The 12,166-nt window shown below is 74.3% G+C and carries 6 protein-coding genes; all 6 read left to right on the top strand.

Translation table 11 applies throughout. The features are described 5' to 3' along the window. Window positions 1-7 precede the first annotated feature (7 nt). A complete protein-coding gene (locus E6R62_RS15510; RefSeq protein WP_136214013.1) occupies window positions 8-6,607 on the top strand; it encodes a type I polyketide synthase in 6,600 nt (2,199 codons plus the stop codon). Between the two features lie 22 nt (window positions 6,608-6,629). After that, the gene (locus tag E6R62_RS15505) at window positions 6,630-9,416 is read left to right on the top strand and encodes a type I polyketide synthase (protein ID WP_206308731.1); all 2,787 of its coding nucleotides are present in this window, start codon (window positions 6,630-6,632) and stop codon (window positions 9,414-9,416) included. Continuing rightward, window positions 9,413-9,652, top strand: a complete 240-nt coding sequence (locus E6R62_RS15500) for a hypothetical protein (protein ID WP_136214012.1) — start codon at window positions 9,413-9,415, stop codon at window positions 9,650-9,652. The genes E6R62_RS15505 and E6R62_RS15500 overlap by 4 nt, the downstream gene beginning before the upstream one ends. A gap of 85 nt (window positions 9,653-9,737) precedes the next feature. Further along, on the top strand, window positions 9,738-10,946 hold the full coding sequence (gene metK, locus E6R62_RS15495) for a methionine adenosyltransferase (RefSeq protein WP_136214011.1): 1,209 nt from the start codon (window positions 9,738-9,740) through the stop codon (window positions 10,944-10,946). Between the two features lie 23 nt (window positions 10,947-10,969). Next, a complete protein-coding gene (locus tag E6R62_RS15490) occupies window positions 10,970-11,953 on the top strand; it encodes a carbohydrate kinase family protein (RefSeq protein ID WP_136214010.1) in 984 nt (327 codons plus the stop codon). Next, window positions 11,950-12,166 (top strand): homocysteine S-methyltransferase family protein (locus E6R62_RS15485; protein WP_136214009.1); only part of this gene is annotated, 217 nt, incomplete at its 3' end. The genes E6R62_RS15490 and E6R62_RS15485, both read left to right, overlap by 4 nt.

Raw genomic sequence — 12,166 nt, 5'->3', positions numbered from 1 at the left:
GGGTCGGATGGCTAACGAGGACAAGCTCCGCGACTACCTGAGGAAAGTCACCACCGACCTCCACGCCACCCGGCAGCGGCTGCGCGAGATCGACGAGCGCGCCCACGAGCCGATCGCCGTGGTGGGCATGGGGTGCCGGTTCCCGGGTGGTGTGGAATCCCCGGAGGACCTGTGGCAGCTGGTCGCCACGGGCACGGACGCGATGGGCGGCTTCCCGCTCGACCGCGGCTGGGACGTGGACGGGTTGTACGACCCGGAGCCCGGCAAGGCCGGCAAGTCGTACGTCCGAGAAGGCGGCTTCCTGCACGGCGCCACCGAGTTCGACGCGGCCTTCTTCGGCATCTCCTCGCGCGAGGCGGTGGCGATGGACCCGCAGCAGCGGCTGCTGCTGGAGACCTCCTGGGAGGCGTTGGAGCGGGCCGGCATCGACCCGACCGGCCTGCGCGGCACCGACGCGGGGGTCTTCGTCGGGCTCATGTACCACGACTACACCGCCCGGCTGGGCCACGTCCCGGAAGAGTACGAGGGATACGCCGTCACCGGCGGCTCCTCCAGCGTGGCTTCCGGCCGGATCGCGTACACCCTGGGCCTGGAAGGCCCGGCGGTCACCGTGGACACCGCCTGCTCGTCCTCCCTGGTGACCATGCACATGGCCGTCCAGTCGCTGCGCCGCGGCGAGTGCGGGCTCGCCCTGGTCGGCGGTGCGGCGATCATGCCGACCCCGACGATCTTCCTGGAGTTCTCGCGGCAGCGCGGCCTCGCCCCCGACGGCCGCAGCAAGGCATTCGCCGCAGGGGCCGACGGCACCAGCTGGGGCGAGGGCGTCGGCCTGGTCGTCTTGGAACGCCTCTCCGACGCGCTGCGCAACGGACACGAGGTGCTGGCCGTGATCCGCGGCTCGGCCGTGAACCAGGACGGTGCCAGCAACGGCCTCACCGCGCCCAACGGCCCCTCCCAGGAGCGGGTGGTCCGCCAGGCCCTCTCCGACGCCGGTCTCACCCCGCAGGACGTGGACGTGGTCGAGGCACACGGCACCGGCACCCGGCTCGGCGACCCGATCGAGGCGCAGGCCCTGTTGGAGACGTACGGGCAGGGCCGCCCCGCCGAACGGCCGCTGCTGCTCGGCTCCCTGAAGTCCAACCTGGGCCACACGCAGGCCGCCGCCGGCGTCGCCGGAGTCATCAAGACGGTGATGGCGCTGCGCGAGGGGGTGGCCCCCAAGACCCTGCACGTCGACGAGCCGACGCCGCACGTCGACTGGGAGTCCGGCGCGGTACGGCTGCTCACCGAGGCCGTTGACTGGCCGGACACCGGCCGCCCGCGCCGGGCCGCCGTCTCCTCCTTCGGCATCAGCGGCACCAACGCCCACGTCATCCTCGAACAGGCCCCGGCCGAGGACCCGCAGGCCGCCGCCACCCCCGCCGAGCTCGACCGGACCCGGTCCGAGGCCCCGGTGCTCACCCGTGCGCCCGCGGCCTGGCCCCTGTCCGCCCGCGGCGACGACGCGCTGCGGGCCCAGGCGGAGCGCCTGCTGGACTTCACCACCGCCCACCCGGAGGCCGATCCCGCAGCCGTCGCCCATGCCCTGACCACCACCCGGGCGGCCCTCTCCCACCGGGCCGTGGCGATCGGCGCCGATCCGGTCGAACTGGAGGTGGGGCTGCGCGCCCTGGCGGCGGGCCAGGACTCGCCGTACCTGCTCCGTGCCGAGGCGACCGGCGGTCGACCCGTCTTCGTCTTCCCCGGCCAGGGCGCCCAGTGGCCCGGCATGGCCCGCGAACTCCTGGACACCTCACCGGTGTTCCGGGCCTCCATCGAGGCGTGCGATGCAGCCCTCGCCCCGTACATCGACTGGTCGCTCACCGCCGTGCTGCGCGGCGCGGACGCCGCCGCCCCGCCGCTGGACCGGGTGGACGTGGTCCAGCCCGCCCTCTTCGCGGTGATGGTCGCGCTGGCCGACGTATGGCAGGCCGCGGGCATCCGCCCGGCCGCCGTCGTCGGACAGTCCCAGGGCGAGATCGCCGCAGCCTACGTCTGCGGCGCCCTCAGCCTCGACGACGCGGCCCGGATCGTCGCCCTGCGCAGCCTGCTCTGCCGCGACCGGCTCTCCGGTACCGGCGCCATGGCCTCCGTGCTGCTCCCCGCCGACCAGGTCGAGTCGCTGCTCGCCGACACCGACGGGCAGATCCAGATCGCCTCCGTCAGCAGCCCCGCCTCGACGGTCGTGGCCGGACCGGCGGACGCCCTCGACACCCTGCTCGCCGCCTGGGACGCCGACGGCGTACGGAGCCGCCGGATACCCGTCGACTACGCCTCGCACGTCGCCCAGGTCGAGCCCGTCCGGGCGGAACTGCTCGCCGCCCTCGCTCCTGTCGCGCCCCGCGCCTCCCGCATCCCCTTCTACTCCACCGTTACCGGCGCCGTCCTCGACACCGCCGGGCTGGACGCCGCCTACTGGTACCGCAACCTGCGCAGCACCGTCCGCTTCACCGACGCCACGCGCGCCCTCTTCGCCGACGGTTTCCGGGTGTTCGTCGAGCCCACCCCGCACCCGCTGCTGACCTCCGCCGTGCAGGAGATCGCGGACGCGGACGACCTGAGCGCCGTCGTGCTCGAAACCCTGCGCCGTGACGAAGGCGGCCCCGCCCGGCTCACCACCTCGCTGGCCCGGGCCCACGTCCACGGCCTGCCGCTCGACTGGCAGGCGCTGCTCGCCGCACCGGCCGCACCGGCCCTGCCCGCGCCGCTGCCGACGTACGCCTTCCAGCGGACCTCATATTGGCTCGACGCGCCGGCGCAGGCGGCCGACGCGGCCGGTCTCGGCCTGGAACCGTTCGGCCACCCCCTGCTCGGCGCCGTCGTCGAGTCCGCCGAGGACGGCACCACCCTGCTCACCGGCCGGATCTCCCTGCACACCCACCCCTGGCTGGCCGACCACGCAGTCTTCGGCACGGTCCTGCTGCCCGGCACCGCCCTGCTCGAACTGCTCGTCGCGGCGGGCGACCGGACCGGCTGCGACCTCGTCGAGGAACTCGACCTCGCCGTCCCGCTGGTCGTGCCCGCCGAACACGGCGTCCGAATCCAGGTGGGCGTCGCCGCACCCGACGCCGCAGGCCGACGCGCGGTGTCCGTCCACGCCCTGCGCGAGGACGCCCCGGAAACCGGCTGGACCTACCACGCGGGTGGCCGCCTCGCCGCCGGCGCCGCCGTCCCGGAGCCGGCCGCCCCCGCGTCCTGGCCGCCGCGCGACGCCGAACCGCTGCCCGTCGAGGGCGCGTACGAACGGCTGGCGGAGGCCGGATACGCCTACGGCCCCGCCTTCCGCGGGCTCACCGCGGCCTGGCAGATCGGAGACGACCTCTACGGCGAGGTCGCCCTCGGCGACGACGGGCACGCCGACACCCGGGCGTTCGCGTTCCACCCGGCGCTGCTCGACGCCGCCCTGCACCCGCTGATCGTGCGGGGGCCGGACGGCGAGGGTACCCGCCAGGTGGTGCTGCCCTTCGGCTGGTCCGGAGTACGGCTGCACGCCACCGGAGCCACGACCCTGCGCGTACGGCTCACCCGTAACGCGTCGGACACCGTCGGCCTGACCGCCTGGGACCCCGCGGGGGCCCCGGTGCTCTCCGCCGAGGCGCTCACCGTGCGCGCGCTTCCCCCCGGTGCCCTCACCGGGGCCGGAGCCGACGTACGGCGCTCGCTGTACGCCGTCGACTGGAGCCCGCTCGGGGAACCCCCCGCCCCTGCCGCGGACGAGCGGCTCGCGCTGCTCGGGACCGGCCACGGCCTGGGCGGCGACGAGGCGCACGAGAGCATCGCCGGCCTGCTGGACAGCCTGGCCGGGGCCGCTCCCCGTACCCCCGCCGCCGTTCTCGCGCCCGTCGCCGCCACCGCGGCGCTCACGCCCGGCGACCGGCCCACCGACGAGGTCCGTGCCGAACTGGACGCCGTCCTCGCCCTGCTGCGCGCCTGGCTCGCGGAGGACCGGCTCACCGACATCCCGCTGGTCCTGGTCACCGACCGGGCCGTGGCCACCGGCCCGCACGAACGGCCGGCCTCGCTGACCGGCGCGGCCGTCTGGGGCCTGATCCGCTCCGCCCAGCGCGAGCACCCAGGCCGCTTCGCCCTGCTCGACCTCGACGGCACGGACCCGGATACCGCCCTGAACGCCCTCCCGCCGCTGCTGCGCACCGAGCCTGAACTCGCCTTGCGCGCAGGCCGGTTCCTCGTCCCCCGGCTGGTCGCGGCCGATACCGTCACGGGCCTGGTGGCGCCGGCGGGGACGGACACCTGGCGGCTGGTCACCGAAGGCAAGGGCAGCCTGGAGAACCTGGCCCTCGCCCCCGCCCCCGAGGCGACGGCCGCGCTGCGGCCCGGGCAGGTCCGGATCGCCGTCCGCGCCGCCGGGCTCAACTTCCACGATGTCGTCCTCGCCCTCGGCATGATCGAGGAGGACGAGGACCGCTTCGGCTACGAGGCCGCCGGCGTCGTCGTCGAGACCGGGCCCGGCGTCACCGGCCTCGCCCCGGGCGACCGGGTCCTGGGCCTGGTCCGCGACGGCTTCGGGCCCCTCGCGGTCGCCGACAGCAGGCTCGTCGCGCCCGTCCCGGAGGGCTGGACCTTCGCCGAGGCCGCGGCCGTGCCCGTCGCCTTCCTCACCGCCTACTACGGGCTGGTCGACCTCGCCGGAATCCGCCCCGGCGACACCGTCCTGATCCACGCGGCGACCGGCGGAGTCGGTATGGCGGCCGTCCAGCTCGCCCGCCACCTCGGCGCCGAGGTGTACGCGACAGCGAGCCGGGGCAAGTGGGAGACCCTGCGCTCCCACGGGCTGGACGACGCGCACATCTGCGACTCCCGCACCCTCGCCTTCGAGGACCGCGTCCGGGCGGCCACCGACGGCCGCGGCGTGGACATCGTCCTCGGCTCCCTCGCCGGAGACTTCGTCGACGCCTCACTGCGCCTCCTCGCCCCCGCCGGGCGGCTCATCGAGATGGGCAAGACCGACATCAGGGACCCGCACCGGGTCGCCGCGGACCATCCCGGCGTCTCCTACCACGCGTACGACCTCAATCTCGTCGCCCCCGAGCGGGTCGGGGAGATGCTCGCCGAAGTCCTGGCCCGGTTCGCCGACGGCACCCTGCGGGCCCTGCCGGCCACCGCCCGCGACCTGCGCCAGGCGCCGGCCGTCTTCCGGCACATGAGCCAGGCCCGGCACACCGGCAAGCTGGTCCTCACCGTCCCCCGGCCGCTGGACCCGAACGGGACGGCCCTGGTCACCGGCGGCACCGGCACCCTCGGCGCGATCGTCGCCCGGCACTTGGTGGAACAGCACGGCATACGCCATCTGCTGCTGACCAGCCGGCAGGGCGCCCAGGCCCCCGGCGCGCAGACCCTCGCCGAAGAACTCGGCGCGCTGGGCGCCCGCGTGACCCTCGCGGCCTGTGACGCGTCGGACCGGGCGGAACTCGAAGCCGCCCTGGCCTCGGTGGAACCGGCGCACCCGCTGACCGCGGTCGTGCACGCCGCCGGAACCCTCGACGACACCGCCGTCGAACAGCTGACCGCGGACCAGGTGGACCGCGTACTACGCCCCAAGGCGGACGCCGCCTGGCACCTGCACGAGCTGACGCGCGACCTGGACCTCGCCGCCTTCGTGCTCTTCTCCTCCGCGGCCGGCACACTCGGCACGGCCGGACAGGCCAACTACGCCGCGGCCAACGCCTTCCTGGACGCCCTTGCCCAGCAGCGGCGCGCCCAAGGCCTGCCCGCCCTCTCCCTCGCCTGGGGCCTGTGGCAGCAGACCAGCTCCCTGACCGGCACGCTGGACGACAAGGACCTGCGCCGGCTCTCCCGCACCGGTGTGGCCCCCATGCCCACACCGGAGGCGCTGGCCCTGTTCGACGCGGGCCTGGCCGGCGACCGGCCGGCGCTCACCCCCGTACGGCTGGACACCGCGGGCCTCACCGGGGCCGGGGCCGAGATCCCGGCGCTGCTGCGGGGCCTGGTCCGTACGCCGGTACGCCGCCGGGCCCAGGCCACGGGAGGGGCCTCCGGGCCCGTCGCGCCGGCCGACAGGCTGCTGCCGCTGCCCGAGGCCGAGCGCCGCCGGATGTTGCTGGACCTCGTCCGCGAGCACGCGGCCGTCGTGCTCGGCGAACCCTCGCCGGCCGCGATCGGGCCTAACCGGGCCTTCAAGGAGCTCGGCTCGGACTCGCTCACCTCGGTGGAACTGCGCAACCGGCTCAAGGCCGCGACCGGCCTGAGGCTCCCCGCCACGCTGGTCTTCGACCACCCCACCCCCGCGGCGCTCGCCGACTACCTCTACGGCGAACTGGCCCCGGCGGACGGCGCCGCGGCGACCGGGGAAGCCACCGACGACGGCCGACTGGGGCGACTGGAGGCGGAGTTCGAAACCCTGCTCGCCGCCGCTCCGGACGCCTCGGCCCGGCAGGACATCGGCAACCGGCTGCGCGAGCTGCTCCAGCGCTGGGACCGGCAGCCGGCGACGGAGCAGCAGGCCCCGGTCCCCGCCCGGGACGACCTGGCGGCGGCGACCGACGAGGAGCTGTTCGCGGCCCTCGAAGACGAACTCGATCTTTTCTGAGGCTGAGGAGGCCGGCATCCCCATGGGGAACGAGAACACGGGCGAGCGCGAGATCGGCGCCGCCGACGAGGGCAACGAGGAGAAGCTGCGCGCGTACCTGCGCCGCGCGATGACCGAGCTGCGCGAGGTGAAGGGACGACTGCGGGAGCAGGAGGACCGCCGCACCGAGCCGGTCGCCATCGTCGGCATGGCCTGCCGCTACCCCGGCGGCACCACCTCTCCCGAGGCGCTGTGGGACCTGGTGGCCGAAGGCCGCGACGTCCTGACGGAACTGCCCGACAACCGGGGCTGGGACATCGAGAACCTCTACGACCCGGACCCCGACCGGCCCGGCCGGTCGTATGCCTACGAAGGCGGCTTCCTGCACGACGCCGACCGCTTCGACGCCGAGTTCTTCGGCATCTCGCCCCGCGAGGCCGTCGCCATGGACCCCCAGCAAAGGGTGCTCCTGGAAACCTCCTGGGAGGCGCTGGAGCGGTCCGGCATCGACCCGCTCACCGTCCGCGGCAGCAACACCGGCGTCTACATCGGCGCCATCGCCCAGGAGTACGGCCCGCGCCTGCACCAGCCGTGGGACGGCGCCGACGGTCACCTCCTCACCGGCACCACGGCCAGCGTGGTGTCAGGCCGGATCTCCTACGCCCTGGGCCTGGAGGGCCCCGCCGTCACCCTCGACACCGCCTGCTCGTCCTCCCTGGTCGCCCTGCACACCGCCTGCCAGGCCCTGCGTTCCGGCGAAACCGACCTGGCCCTGGCCGGCGGGGTCACCGTGCTCGCCTCACCCGGCGTGTTCGTCGAGTTCTCCCGCCAACGCGGCATGGCTCCCGACGGCCGCTGCAAGGCATTCGCCGCCGCGGCGGACGGCACGGGCTGGGGCGAGGGCGCGGGGGTGCTCGTCCTGGAACGGCTCTCCGACGCACTGCGCAACCGCCACCGCGTGCACGCGGTCATCCGGTCCTCCGCCGTCAACCAGGACGGAGCCAGCAACGGGCTCACCGCGCCCAGCGGCCGCGCCCAGCGGAAAGTCATCCGTCAGGCGCTCACGCAGGCCGGGCTCACCCCGGCAGACGTGGACGTGGTCGAGGCGCACGGCACCGGTACCCGGCTCGGCGACCCGATCGAGGCGCAGGCCCTGCTGGAGACGTACGGGCAGGGCCGCCCGGACGGACGGCCGCTGCTGCTCGGCTCCCTGAAGTCCAATTTGGGCCACACGCAGGCCGCCGCCGGCGTCGGCGGCGTCATCAAGATGGTGATGGCCCTCCGGGCGGGCGTCGTCCCGAAGACCCTGCACGTCGACGAGCCGACCCCGCACGTGGAGTGGGACGCGGGCGCCGTGGAACTGGTCACCGAGCAGGTCGCGTGGCCTCGGACCGGTCGTCCGCGCCGGGCCGCCGTCTCTTCCTTCGGCATCAGCGGCACCAACGCCCACGTCATCGTCGAGGAGGCGCCCACCGTCCCGGCGCCGGACGACTCCTCCGCCCCCGCGGCCGTGCTCGGCTCCGCCCCCCTCGCCTGGCCGGTCTCCGCCCGCGGCCCCGAGGCCCTGCACGCCCAGGCGGAACGGCTCCTCGAATTCACCGCCGCCCACCCCGACACCGATCCGGCCGCCCTCACCCACGCGCTCTCCACCACCCGGGCCGCACTGTCCCACCGCGCCGTGGTCCTGGGCAGCGACCGGACCGCCCTCGAAGCGGGCCTGCGCGCCCTCGCCGCCGGCGAGGACTCCCCGTACGTCGTCCGGGGTGAGGTCACCGACGAGCGCATCGGCTACGTGCTGCCCGACCCCCAGGGCCCCTGGCGTGCGTCGGCACGCCGACTCGCGGGGGAATCAACGGAGTTCCGCGGTCACCTGGAAGCCTGCGCGCACGCCCTGCGTCCCTACACCGACGCCCCGGTCCTGGACCGGCTCCTCTCCGCTGAGCCGCAGCCGGAGGACGAAGCCGCCGACCGCTGCGCCCTCTTCGCCTTCACCGTCGCCCTCGTCCGCATGTGGCGTGCCCTCGGCGTACGCCTCGACGCCTTCGTCGGCGACCCGGTGCACGAGCCCGCGGCCGTCCACGCGGCCGGCGCCCTCGGGTTGGACGCCGCCGCTCGCTGCGCGGCCCTGGACGAAACGCCCGACCCCGCACAGCCGTCCTGGGCCCTCTTCCGACCCTCCTCCGACCAGCAGACATGCGAGGACTACGTCACCCTCGTGGAACTGCTCCCGCCCGGAGGGAACGTGGCGGCCGGACTGGCCCGGGCGTACGTGCACGGCGCCCACGTCGACTGGCACACCTTGGGCGAGGCCCCGGCCGACCCCGGACATGGGCCGCTGGACCTCCCCACGTACGCCTTCCAGCGGCAGCCCTACTGGCTGGGCGTACCCGCGCGCGCAGTGTCGGAGCACCGGAGTCTGGACTGGCGGCCCGCGGCCGGGCCGCCGGAGCCGACGGGAGCCGGCTGGCTGGCGCTCGTCCCGGCCGGGTTCACCGAGGACCCGTTCGTCACCGCCGCCCTGGAGGCACTCGCCGTACGTGGTGTGGAGGTCGGCGTCCGCACCGTGGACCTCACCGACGCGGCCGAGGAGGAGGCGCTGGCGCAGCGCTTGGCCGCGGACGTCACTGGAGCCGCCCCCGCGGGCGTGCTCTGCCTGCTGGAGGCCGACGGCACGTCCTGCGGTCCCGGACTCGGCCTGCCGCGCGGCACCCTGGCGACACTGGTCCTGGCGCGCGTCCTGCACGGGCTGGCGGACGCGCCCGAACTGTGGTGCGCGACGGACACCACCCGGGCCAACCCCGGCCCCGCGGCCATGGCCTGGGCCGCATGACGCCCGCAGACCAGACTCACGTGCTCCGCTTCGTCCGCGGCGAGCCGCAGGAGCAGCAGATCGTCGCGGCGACCCTGGCGCTGCTCGCCGTTCTGCGTACGCGCGGCGCGTACACCGCCCCGTGCACGCCGGTCCAGGCACCCGTTCCGGCGGCGGCCTGGGACCTGGACCGCGGCTACCGCTCTCCCCGGTCCTGGACGGCGCCCCGCCGGCCCACGCCGGCCGGATCCCTTTAGCAGCTCGCAAGCACACCACTCGACGATCCTCCAGCCCGTCCCGCAGCCCGCGAATGCGCAGTCCCCGAACGCCCTCAGGAGCCCCATGTCCCGCCGTCTGTTCACCTCGGAGTCCGTGACCGAGGGTCACCCCGACAAGATCGCCGACCAGATCAGCGACACGATCCTCGACGCCCTCCTCACCGAGGACCCCACCTCGCGCGTCGCCGTGGAGACGCTGATCACCACCGGTCTCGTGCACATCGCGGGCGAGGTGACGACGAAGGCGTACGCGCCGATCGCGCAGCTCGTCCGCGACAAGATCCTGGAGATCGGCTACGACTCCTCCGCCAAGGGCTTCGACGGCGCCTCCTGTGGCGTGTCGGTGTCCATCGGCGCGCAGTCGCCCGACATCGCCCAGGGCGTCGACACCGCCTACGAGCAGCGCGTCGAAGGCGACGAGGACGAGCTGGACAAGCAGGGCGCCGGCGACCAGGGCCTGATGTTCGGCTATGCCTGCGACGAGACGCCCGAGCTGATGCCCCTGCCCATCGCCCTGGCCCACCGGCTCTCGCGGCGCCTGACGGAGGTCCGCAAGGACGGCGTCGTCCCGTACCTGCGCCCGGACGGCAAGACGCAGGTCACCATCGAGTACGACGGGGACAGGCCCGTGCGCCTCGACACCGTCGTCGTGTCCTCACAGCACGCCGCCGACATCGACCTGGAGTCCCTGCTGACCCCGGACATCCGCGAGTTCGTCGTGGAGCACGTCCTCGGGCAGTTGGCGCGGGACGGGATCAAGCTGGACACCGAGGGCTATCGCCTCCTGGTGAACCCGACCGGTCGTTTCGAGATCGGTGGTCCGATGGGTGACGCGGGCCTGACCGGCCGCAAGATCATCATCGACACGTACGGCGGGATGGCCCGTCACGGTGGCGGCGCGTTCTCCGGCAAGGACCCGTCCAAGGTCGACCGTTCGGCCGCGTACGCGATGCGCTGGGTCGCGAAGAACGTGGTCGCCGCCGGTCTCGCCTCGCGCTGCGAGGTGCAGGTCGCGTACGCCATCGGCAAGGCCGAGCCGGTAGGACTGTTCGTGGAGACCTTCGGCACCCACACCGTGCCCACCGACCGGATCGAGCGCGCCATCGGCGAAGTCTTCGACCTGCGCCCGGCCGCGATCATCCGCGACCTGGACCTGCTGCGGCCCGTGTACGCACAGACCGCCGCCTACGGCCACTTCGGCCGCGAACTCCCCGACTTCACCTGGGAACGCACCGACCGCGCCGACGCCCTGCGCACCGCCGCCGGCATCTGACCGAGGAAGGCCGAGACACACCCATGCGCATCGCTCTTTCCGGGTCCATCGCCACGGACCACCTGATGGTGTTCCCCGGCCGGTTCTCCGACCAGCTCGTGGCCGACCGGTTGGACCACGTCTCCCTCTCCTTCCTCGCCGACAGTCTCGACATCCGGCGAGGGGGAGTGGCGGCGAACATCGCGTACGGCCTGGGGCTGCTGGGCCTCGCCCCGGTTCTGATCGGTGCGGTCGGCCCGGACTTCGCGGAGTACGCGGTCCGGCTCAAGGAACACGGAGTCGACACCGACGCGGTGCACGTCTCGGCAGACCACCACACCGCCCGCTTCGTCTGCACCACCGACGCCGACCACAACCAGATCGCGACCTTCTACGCCGGTGCGATGGCGGAGGCACGGAACATCGCCCTGGAGCCGATCGCCCAGCGCGTGGGGGGCCTCGACCTGGTCCTGGTCTCGCCGAACGACCCCCAGGCGATGCTCAACCACACCAGTGAGGCCCGCCGCCTCGGCATCCCCTTCGCCGCGGACCCCTCCCAGCAGCTCGCCCGCCTGGACCGGGACCAGGTACGCACCCTCGTCGATGGTGCCCGCTGGCTCTTCACGAACGCATACGAGTCCGCACTCCTGCAGGAGCGCACCGGCTGGACCGAAGCGCAGGTCCTCGACCGGACCGGCCTGTGGGTCAGCACGCTCGGCGAAGCCGGCTCGCACATCCGTCGCACCGGCGCGGCAACCCTGCACGTGCCCGCCGTACCTAGCCCGGCGGCGGTGGACCCGACGGGCGTCGGCGACGCCTTCCGGGCGGGTTTCCTCGCGGCGACGGCCCGGGGGCTGGACCCGGAGCAGGCCGCCCGCCTGGGCAGCGCCCTGGCCACCACCGCGCTGGAATGCGTGGGGACCCAGGAATACGGGCTCGACCGCGGGGCGCTCCTGTCCCGGCTGGCCGCCACGTACGGGCCTGCGGCGGCGCAGGGCATCGAGACCGCCCTGCCGGGGCCGAGATGAGGAGTGCGCGAGAGCGGGCCGACGCCCTTCGGGAGGCGCTCGCCACCCGGGTGGTGGTCGCCGATGGGGCGATGGGGACGATGCTTCAGGCGCAGGACCCGTCGATGGAGGACTTCCAGCAGTTGGAGGGCTGTAACGAGGTCTTGAACGTGACGCGTCCGGACATCGTGGCCAATGTGCACCGTGAGTATTTCGCGGCCGGTGTGGACTGTG

The organism is Streptomyces sp. A1136, from assembly GCF_004795055.1.
Classification (GTDB): Bacteria; Actinomycetota; Actinomycetes; order Streptomycetales; family Streptomycetaceae; genus Streptomyces.
Note: the sequence above shows the minus strand (reverse complement) of the source record. Positions and strands in the feature narration are given on the sequence as shown.